This window comes from Sinorhizobium chiapasense (assembly GCF_036488675.1).
Lineage (GTDB): Bacteria > Pseudomonadota > Alphaproteobacteria > Rhizobiales > Rhizobiaceae > Sinorhizobium > Sinorhizobium chiapasense.
This window is the reverse complement of sequence record NZ_CP133148.1, coordinates 262,877-278,000: the sequence shown is the minus strand read 5'-3', so window position 1 is coordinate 278,000 and position 15,124 is coordinate 262,877. Positions and strand designations below refer to the sequence as shown.

At 59.0% G+C, this 15,124-nt stretch carries 16 protein-coding genes and 2 tRNA genes; 4 read left to right on the top strand and 14 right to left on the bottom strand.

Annotated elements, in window-relative coordinates; translation table 11 throughout:
* Positions 1–235 precede the first annotated feature (235 nt).
* Positions 236–1,393 carry a ceramide glucosyltransferase gene (locus tag RB548_RS01235; RefSeq protein ID WP_331373260.1) on the top strand — a complete coding sequence of 386 codons (1,158 nt, stop codon included), beginning with the start codon at positions 236–238 and terminating at the stop codon, positions 1,391–1,393.
* A gap of 160 nt (positions 1,394–1,553) precedes the next feature.
* Here the strand turns inward: RB548_RS01235 and RB548_RS01230 are convergent.
* From RB548_RS01230 to RB548_RS01185, 10 genes are all read right to left on the bottom strand, one after another.
* A tRNA-Phe gene (locus RB548_RS01230) sits at positions 1,554–1,629 on the bottom strand.
* 295 nt (positions 1,630–1,924) lie between these two features.
* Positions 1,925–2,134 (bottom strand): DNA gyrase inhibitor YacG, encoded by a 210-nt coding sequence (yacG, locus tag RB548_RS01225; RefSeq protein ID WP_331373259.1) that lies wholly within the window; start codon positions 2,132–2,134, stop codon positions 1,925–1,927.
* A 6-nt stretch (positions 2,135–2,140) separates the two neighbouring features.
* Complete coding sequence (locus RB548_RS01220) at positions 2,141–2,761, bottom strand: Maf-like protein (protein ID WP_331373258.1); 621 nt, start codon at positions 2,759–2,761, stop codon at positions 2,141–2,143.
* A gap of 49 nt (positions 2,762–2,810) precedes the next feature.
* Positions 2,811–3,029: a translation initiation factor IF-1 gene (gene infA / locus RB548_RS01215; protein ID WP_004435948.1), complete on the bottom strand. Its 219-nt coding sequence runs from the start codon at positions 3,027–3,029 to the stop codon at positions 2,811–2,813.
* 190 nt (positions 3,030–3,219) lie between these two features.
* On the bottom strand, positions 3,220–3,690 hold the full coding sequence (locus RB548_RS01210; RefSeq protein ID WP_331373257.1) for an arsenate-mycothiol transferase ArsC: 471 nt from the start codon (positions 3,688–3,690) through the stop codon (positions 3,220–3,222).
* A gap of 10 nt (positions 3,691–3,700) precedes the next feature.
* The gene (locus tag RB548_RS01205; RefSeq protein ID WP_331373256.1) at positions 3,701–4,177 is read right to left on the bottom strand and encodes a UPF0262 family protein; all 477 of its coding nucleotides are present in this window, start codon (positions 4,175–4,177) and stop codon (positions 3,701–3,703) included.
* Entirely contained in the window at positions 4,174–5,478 is a 1,305-nt protein-coding gene (gene hisD, locus RB548_RS01200) for a histidinol dehydrogenase (protein WP_331373255.1), read from the bottom strand. The genes RB548_RS01205 and hisD overlap by 4 nt, the downstream gene beginning before the upstream one ends.
* 36 nt (positions 5,479–5,514) lie before the next feature.
* Positions 5,515–5,955, bottom strand: coding sequence for a DUF2948 family protein (locus tag RB548_RS01195; protein ID WP_331373254.1), 441 nt, complete (start codon positions 5,953–5,955; stop codon positions 5,515–5,517).
* A gap of 361 nt (positions 5,956–6,316) precedes the next feature.
* A complete protein-coding gene (gene murA, locus RB548_RS01190; protein ID WP_331373253.1) occupies positions 6,317–7,609 on the bottom strand; it encodes a UDP-N-acetylglucosamine 1-carboxyvinyltransferase in 1,293 nt (430 codons plus the stop codon).
* 266 nt (positions 7,610–7,875) lie between these two features.
* Positions 7,876–8,088, bottom strand: a complete 213-nt coding sequence (locus tag RB548_RS01185; protein WP_331373252.1) for a hypothetical protein — start codon at positions 8,086–8,088, stop codon at positions 7,876–7,878.
* Between the two features lie 150 nt (positions 8,089–8,238).
* Here RB548_RS01185 and RB548_RS01180 point away from each other — a divergent pair.
* Positions 8,239–8,313 (top strand) — tRNA-Thr (locus RB548_RS01180).
* A 79-nt stretch (positions 8,314–8,392) separates the two neighbouring features.
* Positions 8,393–9,928 carry a DUF6538 domain-containing protein gene (locus tag RB548_RS01175; protein WP_331373251.1) on the top strand — a complete coding sequence of 512 codons (1,536 nt, stop codon included), beginning with the start codon at positions 8,393–8,395 and terminating at the stop codon, positions 9,926–9,928.
* On the opposite strand, the gene RB548_RS01170 is transcribed toward RB548_RS01175, so the two are convergent.
* From RB548_RS01170 to RB548_RS01155, 4 genes are all read right to left on the bottom strand, one after another.
* Positions 9,925–10,965: a tyrosine-type recombinase/integrase gene (locus tag RB548_RS01170; protein ID WP_331373250.1), complete on the bottom strand. Its 1,041-nt coding sequence runs from the start codon at positions 10,963–10,965 to the stop codon at positions 9,925–9,927. The two genes, RB548_RS01175 and RB548_RS01170, sit on opposite strands and share 4 nt — an antisense overlap.
* A gap of 295 nt (positions 10,966–11,260) precedes the next feature.
* A complete protein-coding gene (locus RB548_RS01165; protein ID WP_331373249.1) occupies positions 11,261–11,719 on the bottom strand; it encodes a hypothetical protein in 459 nt (152 codons plus the stop codon).
* Between the two features lie 345 nt (positions 11,720–12,064).
* Positions 12,065–13,375, bottom strand: a complete 1,311-nt coding sequence (locus tag RB548_RS01160; RefSeq protein WP_331373248.1) for a hypothetical protein — start codon at positions 13,373–13,375, stop codon at positions 12,065–12,067.
* Between the two features lie 126 nt (positions 13,376–13,501).
* On the bottom strand, positions 13,502–14,086 hold the full coding sequence (locus RB548_RS01155) for a recombinase family protein (protein WP_331373247.1): 585 nt from the start codon (positions 14,084–14,086) through the stop codon (positions 13,502–13,504).
* Between the two features lie 332 nt (positions 14,087–14,418).
* Between RB548_RS01155 and RB548_RS01150 the strand changes: the two genes are divergently transcribed.
* The gene (locus tag RB548_RS01150; RefSeq protein WP_331373246.1) at positions 14,419–15,048 is read left to right on the top strand and encodes a hypothetical protein; all 630 of its coding nucleotides are present in this window, start codon (positions 14,419–14,421) and stop codon (positions 15,046–15,048) included.
* Positions 15,049–15,124 lie beyond the last annotated feature (76 nt).

Below are 15,124 nucleotides of genomic sequence, written 5' to 3'. Positions count from 1 at the left end.
CCGGATATCCTCCAAAGAACGCCGGTCGCGGGGTTTGGTTCCACGGCGCGGACACTTGCCCGAGCGGGAGACCGAGCGCACTCGAGGCTTGACGGATCGCTGTCCGAAGACAGGCTGCAAGGCGACCGACGCTTGGGTCTCAGCGTCGGCTGTCATAGGCATGTCATCTTACGGTGATGTTTATCCGGTGCCTGAGTTCGTCGGAATGGCGCCGCGACTCGTCGCTGGATAGATGATGCTGAACTTGTTCGCCGCCGCCGGTGCATTCCTGGCCATCAATGTGCTGAGCCTGATGATCGCGGGCTGGCGCATCTGGCCGCGTCTGGATCCTCAGCCCGAGACGCTGCATCGACCTCCTGTTTCCGTCGTGATCCCGCTCTGCGGCGTCGAGGAATTTTCCCGGGAAACGCTCGAGAGCGCGTTTCGCCTGAATTGGCCCGATTACGAAGTCATCTTCTGCATCGCCGACGCAGAGGACGCGGTGATCCCATTGATCGAGGAAGCGCGTGAGCGCCACCCAGCCATTTCCGCAACAATTCTTGTCGGTGACGACCTGATCAGCGCCAATCCCAAGCTGAACAATTGCGTGAAAGGCTGGAAAGCGGCCTCGCATGAATGGGTGGTTCTCGCCGACTCGAATGTTCTTATGCCGGCCGACTATCTCATTCGCCTGATGGCTGGGTGGCGGCAGGATACCGGGCTGGTATGCTCGACTCCGCTTGGTTCACGTCCGCATGGATTTTGGGCGGAGGTTGAATGTGCGTTCCTCAACGCCCACCAGGCGCGCTGGCAATACGCCGGCGAAGCGCTTGGCTTCGGGTTTGCGCAGGGCAAGAGCATGCTCTGGCGCAAGAGCATGTTGGATGCCCATGGTGGCATTCAGGCACTGGCGTCGCAGATCGCCGAGGATGCGGCAGCAACGAAACTTGTGAGAAGTCTCGGCTTGAAAGTGCACCTGGTTTCCTCGCCGTTCGAACAGCCGCTGGGTACCAGGACATTTCGCGAGGTCTGGGCACGTCAGTGCCGCTGGGCGAGGTTGCGGCGCGTTACCTTTCCTCAATTCTACTCGCCGGAAATCCTGCTCGGCGTGATGCCGCCACTTCTGCTGTCGTTGATCGCCGCCTTCGTTGCAGGTCGCAGCCCGTTGGCCATCACTGGTTTTGTCGTCGGTGCCAGCTACTTGCCGGAACTCACCCTCGCCTACCGGAAGAACTGGCACATTTCCCGATGGTCGCTCATCGCCATGTTCACGCGCGATGCATTGCTTCCAATCGTGTGGGTTCGAGGCTGGCTGGCGGGCAGTGCCGATTGGCGAGGCAACAGAATGTCGATCGGTTCGCATGAGTCCCGGCTCGAAACAACTGCGCCCCGGCCGCTCGCGAGCACCTCTTAACAGCGCTACGCATAATTCCTCAACAAGATGGCGATCGAGTTGCTCGACAGGAAAGTCGGGACGACTGAGCCAGCAATTCGCGAACAAAAGTTCAGTTTTTTAGGGGGGATTTGGGATTTCCGGACGAAACTAAAGGAATATCGCTGACTGATTTTGGGAATGGTGCCCGGAGGCGGATTCGAACCACCGACACGCGGATTTTCAATCCGCTGCTCTACCAACTGAGCTATCCGGGCATCCTGCCTTTGACGGCAATGGCTCTCTTCGGAGCCATCGGGGCGTGTCTTCGCCCCGGAAGCGAGCGGGGTTATAACATCTTGTTCGCCCGTGTCCAGCACCAAATGACTCTTTTTTGAAAGGAAATTGGCGCGCGGTGGAAAAGGCAAAAAAGTTAAGGCTATTCAGCAGGATCGCGCTGGAACAGCAACGATTTCGGGGCGCTCCGGGCCGAAATCGATGGCGGCCGGCCGCTGCAGGGAACAGGGGAGATGCGGCCGAGAACGAAGCACCGAGCGGACGCATCAAGAGGCGTCAACGATCCTCGTCGTCCGCCTTCGACTCGTCGTCGGCTACCGGAATGGCATAGGAGCCGGAGAGCCAGCGATTGAGGTCGACGTTGCGGCAGCGCTCGGAACAGAATGGATAATGCTCCCGCACCGACGGACGGTCGCATTCCGGGCAGGGCCGCGTCGCGCGCAGGGGTTCGACATTCGAACCGTTCTTCTTGCCTTCGCCACTCAATTCTCTTCAGCCTTCCAGCCAGCGATTGTGCACGTCATATCCTTCACCGATGAGAAGATTGACGGTTTCGTAGAGCGGCAAGCCTACCACATTCGTGTAGGAACCGACGAGCTTGACGACAAAACTCCCGGCAATGCCCTGGATAGCATAGCCACCCGCCTTGCCACGCCACTGGCCCGAGGCCAGGTAGCTTTCGATGTCGTGGCCGGAAAGACGCTTGAAGCGCACCTTCGTGTCGATGACCTTCTGGCGGATGGTGCGGTCCGGGGTGACGAGGCAAATGCCGGTATAGACGCGATGGCTACGGCCGGACAGAAGGTGCAACGCGCTCGACGCCTCGCTCACCAGCTCCGGCTTCGGCAGAATGCGGCGGCCGACGCAAACGACGGTATCAGCGGCGAGAATGTAGCTGCCGTCCCAGCCTGGCTCTCCCTTGATCGCATCCAGCGCCGCTTTCGCCTTCTCGGCCGACAGGCGCCGCGCCAGAGAGCGGGGATGTTCCGCACGCTTCGGGGTCTCATCGAGATCCATCGGCAGCAGGCGCGCAGGTTCGATGCCTGCCTGCGCCAGAAGCTCCACACGACGCGGCGACCCGGACGCCAGTATCAGTTTTTGGTTCACTGCCATCGAAGCGAGCCGTTATTTCCCGGTTGGTAAGCGCTGCCGTCGCCGGGACCTACTTGAAGCGGTAGGTGATGCGGCCCTTTGTCAGATCGTAGGGGGTCATTTCGACGAGCACCTTGTCGCCGGCAAGAACGCGGATGCGATTCTTGCGCATACGGCCGGCCGTATGAGCGATAATCTCATGCTCGTTTTCAAGCTTCACGCGGAAGGTCGCGTTGGGAAGCAATTCGGTGACCACGCCCGGAAATTCGAGGACTTCTTCTTTCGCCATGCAGGATTGTTCTTTCTCGTGTTCATTCTGGGATGCGCCACGCATCCTCGAAAAATTTGCCGGAAACTACACAATCGGGGAGGATTTGTGAACCGCTTTGATCCGGCTTTTTCAGCAATTCTCCGCAATGCTTCCTCAATCGGCATCAATGCCGTTTGCCCTTGGACGGAACGGCAGTGCTTTTTGAGGGTCAGGGCTCCTTGCGGCGCGCGTGCTCGGCAGCCAACCGGCTGGTGATCAACGTCTTCAGGTGATCGCGAACGGAGCGATAGGCCGCAACGATCTGCTCCCGCGTCCCTGTCGCAACCGTCGGATCCGGCGTCGGCCAATAGACGACATCGACGGCCATGGACCGGGTCAATTCAAGCGCCACGTGATGCGCCTCCGGCGCGAGCGTCACGATGATGTCGAAGTAGTCGTCCTCGAGTTCATCGAGCGTGCGCGGCTGATGGCGGTCGATCGTCAACCCGACTTCGGCGAGAACCACATCGACGAAGGGATCTCGCTCGCCATGCCGCACGCCGGCGGATGCGACGTAAGTCCCCTTCGGCAGCGTCGCCTTGGCAAGCGCTTCGGCCATCGGCGAGCGGATGGCGTTCATGCCGCACATGAACAGTATCGAGCGAGGCGTCTTCGATTGCGGCAAGGCGGTACCGATCATATCGCCCCCGTCAACCACGCCAATAGAGCACACAGACCAGCGTGAAGAGCCGCCGCGCCGTGTCGAAGTCCAGCCTGATTTTGCCGGACAAACGATCCATCAGCGTCTGCGAGCCCTCGTTGTGAATAGCGCGGCGGCCCATGTCGATCGCCTCGATCTGGCTCGGCGTCGCCGATCGGATCGCGGCGTAATAGCTTTCGCAGATCATGAAATAGTCCTTCACGATCCGCCGGAAGGGCGTCAGCGACAGGATGTGCGTGGCAACATCCTCCCCGCCATCCGTCGAGATCGCGAAGACGAGCTTCGCGTCAACCAGCGACAGGTTCAGTCGATAAGGACCGCCGGGGTGCCCCACGGGCTCGAAGAGATTTTCCTCGAGCAGGTCGAAGATCGCAACCGCGCGTTCGTGCTCCACGTCCGGGGTCGAGCGGCCGATCGTTTCGTCCAGCACGACATCGCAGAGACGCAGGTTGCGATCGGCTTTCATCCCTCGCCCCCGAGATTGAGGCGAATGGCGACAGAGCGGGCATGAGCCTCGAGGCCTTCCGATCGCGCAAGCGCAATGGCCGCTGGACCAAGCGCGCGCAACTGATCCGCACCAAGCCGCAGGATCGACGTCCGCTTCATGTAGTCGAGCACGCCGAGACCGGACGAGAAGCGCGCCGAGCGCGCCGTCGGCAGCACATGGTTGGATCCGCCGACATAGTCGCCGATGACCTCGGGTGTGTGGCGGCCGATGAAGATGGCACCGGCATTGCGGATCTTCGCAACCATCGCATCCGCATCCGCCATCGCCAGTTCCAGGTGCTCGGCGGCGATGCGGTTGGCGAGCGGCACCGCCTTCTCGAGATCCGGTACCTCAATGATGGCGCCGAAATCGCGCCAGCTTGCGGCCGCAGTTTCGGCACGCGGCAACGTCTTCAACTGCCGTTCGACCGCTGCTTCCACAGCATCCCCGAAGGCCGCATCGTCGGTAATCAGGATCGCCTGCGCGCCGGCGTCATGCTCGGCCTGCGCCAGGAGGTCAGCAGCGATCCAGTCGGCGTCGTTTGCGCCGTCGGCAATCACCAGCACTTCCGACGGACCGGCGATCATGTCGATGCCGACGGTTCCGAAGACCTGACGCTTGGCGGCAGCGACATAGGCGTTGCCCGGACCGACGATCTTGGCCACCGGCGCGATCGTCTCCGTGCCATAGGCAAGTGCGGCAACCGCCTGGGCGCCGCCGATACGGTAGATTTCCTCCACACCGGCAAGACGCGCCGCCGCAAGAACGGCCGGGTTGATCGCGCCGCCGCTTGCGGGCACGACCATGACGATGCGCGGCACGCCGGCAACCCTGGCAGGCAGTGCATTCATGAGAACCGAACTCGGATAGCTTGCCGTGCCGCCCGGCACGTAGAGCCCGACTGCGTCGATCGCTGTCCAGCGCGAGCCGAGCCCGACGCCCATCGCATCTTCGTAGATATCGTCCTTCGGCAATTGCCGGCGGTGATGCGCCTCGATCCGGGTTGCGGCAACCTTCAAGGCGCCGAGAACCTCGGGCGCGACGGCGTCGATTGCGGCATCGATCTCGGCCGCGCTGACCGCCATCGCGGTCGTGCCGAAATCGATTCCGTCAAAGCGAGCCGAGTAGTCGGCCAACGCCGCATCGCCCCGCGCGCGTACGTCATCGATGATCGCGCGTACGGCGGCATTGACGTCTTCCGATACTTCCCGCTTGGTTGTCAAAAACGCGGCAAATGCCTGTTCGAAGCCGCTGTCGAGATAGTTCAGCCTGATTGCCAATGCGAGATATCCTTCTGGTGATGACCGGTCAGCTGCTCAGGCGCCTTCGGGATGCCGGGGTCTGAAGGCGGTTTCCCACGCCCCGCCCGTGTCGGCAAGCTGTACTTCGATACATTCCACATCGACCACGATCGATGCCTCGCCGGCGAGCACCAGTTCGACCGTACCGTCCGGCCCTTCGCCCTTGACCGAGAAACGCAGGGCCAGCAGGTCGAGAACCGCGTCCGCATCCCCTCGGTCGAAACCGAGCGAACGTACCGCGACCACACGCTTGAACGAGAGTACGGCCCGGCGCCGCTCGAAACCGCGGCGCTTGCCTTCGGCATTTTCCCAGACGAACCGGTTGATGACCACGGAAAGCTGACCACGGCGGGCGTCATAGGAAATGCCCGCCACCTTGAAGACTGCGTCCTGCACATACGCGGAAACGACGCCAAGGTCTTCCTCGTCGAGTGCCAGCAGCTTCAGAGCATCCATGCGATCCATCCTGTTATCAGACGCTATATTTTTGCGCCGCAATCGCAATGGACATAAGACGTCGCGCCCGAAACCGCAACGGTTCCACGCGCATTACAGCAAGTCCAGGAAACGTGTGTAGCTGTTTTCCGCCCGGACTTGCGTCGTCTCAAAAGTTGATCCGACGAAAAGGGCGGGAAGTGGTTTTGCGCGCATCCCGCTCCGTTTTCCTGGTGTCGACCCACCTTGCAAGCCTGGACTAGAGCGCCGTGCGTTCAAGTGAACGCACAAAGGACGCTCTAGCACTTTGATTCTAGAGCATCTTATCCGCTTTCAGTGATTCCACTTGAAAGCGGGATGCTCTAGGCCGCTCCGCCGAGAATCAATCGCTGACGCGCTCCACATGCGCACCGCAGCGGGTAAGTTTCGCTTCCAGGCGCTCGAAGCCGCGATCGAGATGGTAGACGCGCGAAACCATGGTTTCGCCCTCGGCCGCAAGCCCGGCAATGACGAGCGAGACCGAGGCGCGCAGATCGGTCGCCATCACCGGCGCGCCCTTCAACCGGCTCACCCCTTCGATCTTCGCCGTCTGGCCGGACAGCGAGATCTTCGCGCCGAGCCGCGCCAGCTCCTGCACATGCATGAAACGGTTCTCGAAGATCGTTTCCGTGATGTGGGAAACGCCGCTTGACTTGGTCATCAGCCCCATAAACTGGGCCTGCAGGTCGGTCGGGAAGCCCGGGAAAGGATCGGTGACGATATCGACGGGCTTGATGCCGGCGCCGTTGCGAACGACGCGAATGCCGCTGTTGGTCTGGCTGATCTCCGCGCCCGCCCGCCGGATCGCTTCGAGCGCCGTATCGAGAAGGGCGGCGTCGGTATCTTCGAGAATGACGTCACCGCCGGCCATCGCGACCGCCATGGCGTAGGTGCCGGTCTCGATGCGGTCGGGCAGCACACGATGGCGGGCGCCGGAAAGAGAGCGCACACCCTCGATGGTGATCGTGCTCGTGCCCTGCCCGCTGATCTTCGCGCCCATGGCATTGAGGCACTTGGCGAGGTCGACGACCTCCGGCTCGCGGGCGGCATTGCCGAGCACCGTCGTGCCATTGGCGAGCGTCGCAGCCATCATCAACACATGCGTCGCGCCGACCGAAACCTTCGGGAACACGTAGCGCCCGCCGATGAGCCCGCCCGCTGGCGCCGTCGCGTTGACGTAGCCGCCGTCGATCTCGATATCGGCACCGAGCGCGGTCAGCCCCTCGATGAAGAGATCGACGGGCCTCGTGCCGATGGCGCAGCCGCCCGGCAGCGACACGCGCGCCTTGCCTTCGCGGGCGAGCAGCGGCCCGATGACCCAGAAGCTCGCGCGCATCTTCGATACGAGCTCATAGGGCGCGGTCGTGTCGACGATGTTGCGGCTCGTAAAATGGATCGTGCGGGCGTAGCTCTCGCCCTGGCGTTCGCGGCGGCCATTGACGGAAATGTCGGCGCCATGGTTGCCGAGGATGCGGATCAGTTGCTCGACGTCGGCCAGATGCGGAACGTTTTCCAGGGTCAGCGTATCGTCGGTGAGCAGCGACGCGATCATCAGCGGCAGGGCCGCATTCTTGGCGCCGGAAATGGGAATGACACCGTGAAGTTCGTTGCCGCCTACAATCCTGATGCGATCCATAAGGCCTCTTGAACGGGCTCAAGCCCGCCTTTCCATAAATTCAGTGTTGTTTGAAGGCGTCTCTTATTGGAGATGCCGTGAAATTAGAAGTGCCTTGAAATGCGGTCTACAGCGCCGCGCGTCTTATCAGACGCGCAAAGGACGCTGTAGCACCTTGAATTGCTGCATGTCTTTGTCCTTAAATCGAGGTCGATTTAAGGAGACATGCAGTAGGGGAGACAACCAAGAATCCCGAAAGAATTCCCGACAATCGTCCCCACCTCTCTCTAATCGTCCGATTCGTCCGATTTTGCGGCAGGCAATCCGGATGCCTCGTCGGCGGCGCCGGCGCGACGCGCGCGCATCTGCTGCTTGCGGCGTTGGAGATTGTCGCGCAAGTTCTTTGCCAGCCGCAACCGCTTGGCGTCTGCTTCCACGGTGCGCCCGCCCTTTGCTGCCTTCGGCGCGTGCTGCTTGTCGTCATCGTCCTGCATGGCCATGCATTAGCGCAAAATCGGGACCTTCGAAAGCATGAGGGCGATTTCTGATGGATCGAGCCAAAAACTTCGAAATGCGGCTTGCGCTCGCCCCAAAGCTATGGCAATAGGCGCCTCGCTTGATGCGGCTTGTCACAAACCGGCCGCCGGAATGCTGCTATAGCTCAGGGGTAGAGCACTCCCTTGGTAAGGGAGAGGCCGAGAGTTCAAATCTCTCTAGCAGCACCAGTTTTCCTGTTTGGAAATCAAATAACTAGCTGTTTTCAAGGATTTGTAAGCACCTCGGTGGTACACAGAGGTGGCCACAATGGTTCTGCACATGCCCCGCCCGTTCAAACATCCTAAGACCGGTGTCTACTATTTTCGAATGCGCGTCCCTGTCGATTTGGTGGGTGCCATCGGAAAGCGTGAGATAAAAATTTCGCTGGGGACTAAAGAGCCAGCAGCCGCCAAAGAGCTGTTCTCCGCTAAGGAACAGCAGGTCACGAAACACTGGAGGTTGCTTAGGACCAAGCCGGAACCACTGTCCCAGAAACAGATCGTCGCGTTGAGCGGCAAGGTCTACCGGAAAATTATCGAGAAGTTTGATGACGAGCCCGGTAGCCCGCAACTGTGGCGAAACATCATATCGCTGGCCGAGCGGGTCGCAGCTGATGGAAACTGGGAACAATGGTACGGTCCGAGCGCCGATGAACTTCTTCTGAGCGAAGACACCGTAACCGATCACGAGAGCCGCGAGCGCCTCATCCAGCAGGTGCATCAAACACTTCTCCTGGCGGCGGCACAGCAAGTCAAGAAAGCCGAGGGCGACTACAGTCCAGACCCCAATGCCAATCGCTTCCCCCCTTTGAAGCCAATGGGTACGAAGGCCAAAGCCGTGACACTCACAGATTTGTTCAAGCTATGGGAGCGCGATCACCTAGCCGACAATGGCGCACAGGGAACGCCAGCGGACTTCCTGCAGAAGATCGAAGACTTCAAAAAGCACCTAGGGCATGAGAACGCAGAGACGGTAACCGGGCTGAATGTGTCGGAATATTGCGACATGCTGCGACACGATCGGGGCTTGTCTGCCAATACAGTCAACGGCAAATACCTCGCTGCAATCCGGATCATCTTCCGAGTTGGGCTCGCGAAATCTCGTATCAAAGCTGACCCCACGGCGAACATCAAAGTCTCCGTCCCGAAGGCCATCAAAGAACGACCCAAGAGCTTCACAGATGCGGAGGCCAAGGTCATTCTGGCGTGTGCCCTAGGGGATCCATCCTCTCTCGGTCAGATGTCAGAGCTCAATAAGTTGGCCTGTCGATGGGTTCCGTGGATTTGCGCCTATACGGGAGCAAGAGCCGGGGAAATCACGCAGTTGAGGCGGGAGGATTTTTCAGAGGAATACGGCATCCCGTTTCTCAAGATCACGCCGGAAGCCGGCTCGGTCAAAACGGGCCAATATCGGATGGTGCCAATCCATCCCCATCTGGTTGAACTGGGATTGATAGAGTTCGTCCAATCGAGACCGCAAGGTCCGCTCTTCTACATTCCGAACGACCGCAAAAGAAAGCCTGGCCACACTCAGGCAGCAAGCGTTCGGGGTAAAGTGAGTGATTGGGTTAGGGATGTTGCGAAGATTACGGACAGGCGTGTGCAGCCCAACCACGCATGGCGGCACCGCTTCAAGACAGTCGCACGAGATGTCGATATTGCGCCTCGATACATGGACGCCATACAGGGTCACGAAGATGGCAGTGCAAGTTCTGACTACGGTGAGAACACCATGAAAGCGCTGTACCGTGAAATTCTCAAGCTCCCGAAATATGATGTGAAAGCAAAAATGCGGGCGCACTAATCGTTTCTGCGATTGATCTCCATCAGCCTATTCGAGCCACGGCCTTCCAGTACGCGAAGGTTTTCCATTAGATGATCTGGAGCAAGATGGGCATAGCCGAGTGTCGTTTGGTACGATCGATGGCCCATCCACTTCATGACCCGCAAAAGGTCTATGCCATCTATCACCTGCCGAGATGCACAGGTGTGACGGGCTGTGTAGACGACGGTGTCCTTCAATGCCGGGATATGCGCCCGGATATTCCGCCACACCTCCACCATCTGCCAATCGGCGATATCGAACCAAGGCCCTTCGAGTTGGCCCTGAGCCCCGCTTCGCTGGCGCTGCACCGCTTCCCATGCGCGGGTTGTCAGAGGCAGTGTCCGGTCGTCGCCGTTTTTGGTACCCACGAAAGTTACCCTACGATTGCCGATGTTCTTCCAACGGAGTGAGCAAGCTTCGGCGTAAGGGCGCGCTCCGGTATCCACGAGGAAAATGAACAGGTCCCTTTCGCGACTTTTGCCCCAAAGCGAGAGGGTTTGAATGACAAGGTCAACTTCTTCGTCAGTAAAGAACCGTTGTCGTGTCTTCCCTTTGCTCTGGTAAGGAAGTTCGGGCCGCTCCACCCTCGCGTGTTCGATCAGGACCGAGATGGCCGAGAGATATCGGTTCACTGTCGAGCCGCAAACCTTCCGCTTATTGATGAGGTAGCGGACGAACTCGTGTATTTTATCCTCGGACAGCGCGATGGAGACTTTTTCCTTCTTGCCGACCCATTCCGCAAACTTCTCGGCATTGGAGACAGTCCTTGAAGAGCCCCTCTTGTACGCCCACCGTTTCTCCTTCGCTTGCTTCAGGGCATGTCCGATGCTGCTCTCCTGCAAACCCTCAACGAATGTCGGAAGGCTCGGCAACGTCTTTCCAAGCCTAGCAGCGGCCCGAGCTTCAGCTTCCCATTTGATTGCGTCTTCGGCAGAGGCAAAGACCGGTGGTCTATATCTTACCCCTGCTACGGCGAAGTCTACCTGATAGCCTTTCCCGCGTTCCCGGACCGCCATGCTCTGCCTCCTACAGTTGACACACTAACAGGCTAAGGTTGTCGGATAGATGAGGCAAGGGGTATTCTTGTCTCTAAGCGATTGGTTTTTTTGTATTTAATCCGCTTTTGGAGATGATCCCGCTTCAGGGATTTTGTAGGCAGGCGTCCCATACTTGCTCTTGCAAATGGCGTTCCAGGCTCGACCTGAACGACAGAAGGAGCGCGAGTGCCATTTACCGCCAGTGCGATGTTGGATGGGCTTCCTAAAGAGCACACGTTGATTGCCAAAGACTTCAGCGGGTGCGAACGAGGCATTAAGTGGTTGCGCGATGGAACCGGGGCTCCGAATGCTGCACCAGAAGCTCACAGGCCTGCTCGGCATCTCGGCCCATGTGCCTCAGCACTTTCCCGCGTGATCTCGGATACACGTGAAGCTGCTTAGCGTCTGATCCATCGCCCCATTTTTTATGCGTCCCGGATGCCATTTTGTGAATGAGCTTCGCGGCCTGAACACGCTTGTATTCGGCCTTCGTGTCCGATTGTGGATCATCACGAACGATCGCCTCGATCGCGACCCACGCTACGACCACCCGGCGCGGGTCCACGTTGGCCTTTCTCAGCCTCGCCCAGGCTGCCTTGGCGCGAGCTTCTGGAGGCAACCCGCGCAGCCGGAACGCCTCTACGTGAGGCCCTGCGGTCTCGTACAGTGTCCTCACGCGGTCAATAGCATTGCGGACCCACAGATCGCCTTCGTTCGCCTTCAGCCACTCCATGGCCGCCTTTCGATATGGGCCGATCTCGTGAGCGGTATAGGAAGGCTTGTAGGGGCTACCATGCCGGGCGTAGTGATCGGCATGGGAACGACAGAACCGCGTGTCCAGGCCGTCGTCCGTTCCAGCGCGAGCGGGTTTGCCGCACCCGATCACGCGGCACCGCGAGAACATGTGGCTGGGCTCGGCAGCCCGGGCCTTTACCTCGTCTCGTCTCTCGCGTTTTCTCGTCCAGTTTGTCGTCAATCTCGAGTCCCTCTAAGGTGAGCGGTAGGTTCCCCCTAGTTGGTAGGAGAGGTCCCACCCGACCATAATGAAGAGAAGAAAGAAGAGGTCAGAGACCTCCTCTCATGCCTCCTCCGTAACAATTCCCTCCACTCCTGTGTGCCTGTGGAAAGTGGAGAGCATGATGTCGGTTGCGATGGAAGTCTTGGTAGCTGGGACCATCACCGCGTCATGGATTGGTAGACCCACGATACCTTCTGCCTTCAGGGTCAGAATTACCTCGACCATGATCTGGCTTTCAATGAACTGGGTGTCGTGCCCGAGGCCACGATGGAAACTGCCCTTGATCAGCGGATGTTTGGCCTCGATCGCTTCGACCACGTCGCCGACCTTATCGCCTCTCCGAAACAGCTTGCGGGTGCCCTTGGGAAATCTGTCCAGTCGATCGGAGGCGAAGATCATCGCGCTCATCACGCGCTTGATGCCATCCCTCTGCTGAGTGTAGCCCCAGAGGTGGTACAGATCGTCTGTCGGTGGCTTCTGCCCGGTCAGGGCATACAAGATGCGAGGGCCGACCTGCCCGTAATCCAATTCGACAGCTTTCTCACCGCCGATCCAGAGCCCCTGCCGCCGCTCATGCTTCCGGAGGCGCTGCCAAAAGCCGCCGAACAATCTGCCGCCACTGTCGAAACGCCCCTGGGTGAAGATGCGACGCAGTTGCCGGTCTCCGATATGAAATGCCGTCTGCGGCCATGGGGTGCCCGTGTGGTCGAATCTCAGGTCTGCCGAAGCCAGCCACTGGTTTATATTGTCGAGTTCCTGGCGGAACTTGTCAGTTACCGCGGTGTCCTCATACTCTTGAAACCCGCCTTCATCCCAATAGTCGTCAACGTCCTTGGTGCGCTTCAGGATAATGGTCTCGCCGTGCAGATGCTGGCCCAGGTCATCCAGACCGATTTCATGTTCTTCGATCCGCAGCAAAAGTGGCCGTCCGACTCGGACTACCGTCGATCGCGCCAAGCCCTCGACCGCAGGTGCCACATCCTGCACGACAAAGCCCATTTCCGGCTTCGCCATGAGGTCCACGATGTACGGGAACATTTTGCTGTAGGCGCGTGGCCGGTAGCGGCTCTTCGTGCCCAGCACTCGGTTGGAGCGGGTGACATAAATGCTGCCTTCCTCTCCGACGAGACGGTGGTGCATGAGGTCGGATAGGATGGCGTCGACTGTGAGGTCGAACGTCTCCTGATCTTTCGCACGTCGCTTGTTCTTCTTTAGCCCGAAATGCGCTTCGTAGTTCAGAAGCAAACGAATGACTTCCGCCACAATGGCCTTGGCGTTCTCGGAGGCGGCGAACCGGTAGGCGTTGAAGGCGCGATCCCGTGCCTCGACCTCGTCGTCTGGTGCGTCAAAGATCGGTGCGACCTGATCCATCCGTAAAGTTCCAATCATCAAAATAGCCACCCCGCTCTTGCGGACAGCGGGGCACCGACAGACATGCATAAGCTGATCGAAGAGGCTTGGTAGGACTCACAGCGCCGCCCTATAGCCAAGTATGTGTCACTGTGAGGGCGAGGGCTCCTTCAGGCCCGCAGCTTCCAGAGCGCGGTACACGGAACCACGTCCGATGCCAACCGCCTTAGCGATCTCGGAGACCGATCTTCCTTGTCGGAAGAGTTCGATCGCTTCTCCGGCCTTGGCTCGGGCGGTTGGCTTCCTGCCTTTGTACTTCTGCTCGACCTTGGCTTTGGCGATGCCTTCCTTCTGCCGCTCTTTCATCAGATCGCGCTCGAACTCGGCGAAAGCCGCGAACATGTTCAGCATGAGCCGGCCATAGGCACCCGTGGTGTCGAGCGTCTCCTTGCCGAACTGCAGAACCTTTAGGCCAACTCCACGCTTGTGAAGATCATCAACGATATCCCCAAGGGCGCGAGTGTTTCGAGCAAGGCGGTCAATCTTCGTGATGACAAGGGTATCACCTGAGCGAAGGAACGACAGCGCGTCCTTCAATTCAGGTCGCTCCCCTAATGCCGATACCTGCTCGCGGTATACACGTTCGCACCCGGCAGCCTCTAAGTCTCGGACCTGGGCCTCCAGCCCGGCGACCTGTTCTTCTGTTGATGTCCTCGCATATCCAACTTGCATGGTCTGAGCCCCCGATGTGTCCATTAGCATCTAGGCTTGTGAGTCAATCGCGTCCAAAAGTCAATAGAGGGTTTATTGGACACTGCATGGCGTCGTGAAGCGGACGTCCTTTGGACCCTGCCCATCTGGACAGCTCTGGTTGAGTCGGGCGCTTACGACAAGATGCGGTGGCAGGTCCAATCTGGGTGCGATGCCCACTCTAGGCACTGCGACCGGATACACTTTGAAGCGGAAACATCATAGGTTCAAAGCCCTCGTTGGAGCCGCATTGATCTGCGAAATGGCTTCGGTTACACGTGGCTTAACCGTTGTTTGTAATAAACGAGAAGAATGTGAGCGACGATTTCTATAGCATCAGAACAATGTCCTGGAAGAACAACGATGTGGGAGGGTCCATCGAGTTCGAGATTATCTGCTGCGGACACAAGAGCGACGGAAGCTTTGACCTCTCTTGCGAGATTGCATCCTTGAGCGGCTTTATTCTGGATCTAGGCTATTATCCGACCGTCCGTGATATAGGCGTGTTTCAGGCATTCGACATGAGAAGTGGGCACGCAGTTGATACCTTCAGAGTCATCACTAAGCGACGCTCGATGATCAAGCGAGTGTTGCCCGACCTCGACATGGATTTCACCGGCACGTTCATCCATCTTGAAAAGCTATGGGTCCGGGAAGACTTTCGCGGTAACCGGCTTGGTTTGCGGCTGATGAGGGAGGCTCGAAATATGTTTGGCCGATTTGGATCGCTCGCGCTTCTCAAAGCCCATCCCGATGGCGATCAAACGTCCGATGACGATTGCCGAAGACTTGCCCGTTATTATCAATCTGATCGCGTCGCCGGTTTCCGGCCGCTTTCTGCTCGTGGAGAACCAGGATGGCTGGTCGCAGATTGGTACGATCCCGGCACATACGGCGATGACACCTCTTATTGGTCCCCGGCAAAGTCACCTGATCGCTGCTAGGTACGCCCGCAGCCCCTACGGGGGGAAGCCGCATTTGCCGTATATCTGATGGGTCGCGCACATTTCTGCGCCAAAC

Excerpts from the sequence above, each read along its gene's own strand:
- RB548_RS01235 (WP_331373260.1), top strand. The coding sequence starts at position 236 with ATGCTGAACTTGTTCGCCGCCGCCGGTGCATTCCTGGCCATCAATGTG.
- infA (WP_004435948.1), bottom strand. The coding sequence starts at position 3,029 with ATGGCGAAAGAAGAAGTCCTCGAATTTCCGGGCGTGGTCACCGAATTG.
- RB548_RS01205 (WP_331373256.1), bottom strand. The coding sequence starts at position 4,177 with ATGAAAGCCGATCGCAACCTGCGTCTCTGCGATGTCGTGCTGGACGAA.
- RB548_RS01175 (WP_331373251.1), top strand. The coding sequence starts at position 8,393 with ATGGTTCTGCACATGCCCCGCCCGTTCAAACATCCTAAGACCGGTGTC.
- RB548_RS01195 (WP_331373254.1), bottom strand. The coding sequence starts at position 5,955 with ATGGATGCTCTGAAGCTGCTGGCACTCGACGAGGAAGACCTTGGCGTC.
- RB548_RS01210 (WP_331373257.1), bottom strand. The coding sequence starts at position 3,690 with ATGATCGGTACCGCCTTGCCGCAATCGAAGACGCCTCGCTCGATACTG.
- RB548_RS01220 (WP_331373258.1), bottom strand. The coding sequence starts at position 2,761 with ATGGCAGTGAACCAAAAACTGATACTGGCGTCCGGGTCGCCGCGTCGT.
- RB548_RS01170 (WP_331373250.1), bottom strand. The coding sequence starts at position 10,965 with ATGGCGGTCCGGGAACGCGGGAAAGGCTATCAGGTAGACTTCGCCGTA.
- RB548_RS01155 (WP_331373247.1), bottom strand. The coding sequence starts at position 14,086 with ATGCAAGTTGGATATGCGAGGACATCAACAGAAGAACAGGTCGCCGGG.
- RB548_RS01165 (WP_331373249.1), bottom strand. The coding sequence starts at position 11,719 with ATGGAGTGGCTGAAGGCGAACGAAGGCGATCTGTGGGTCCGCAATGCT.
- murA (WP_331373253.1), bottom strand. The coding sequence starts at position 7,609 with ATGGATCGCATCAGGATTGTAGGCGGCAACGAACTTCACGGTGTCATT.
- RB548_RS01185 (WP_331373252.1), bottom strand. The coding sequence starts at position 8,088 with ATGGCCATGCAGGACGATGACGACAAGCAGCACGCGCCGAAGGCAGCA.
- RB548_RS01160 (WP_331373248.1), bottom strand. The coding sequence starts at position 13,375 with ATGGATCAGGTCGCACCGATCTTTGACGCACCAGACGACGAGGTCGAG.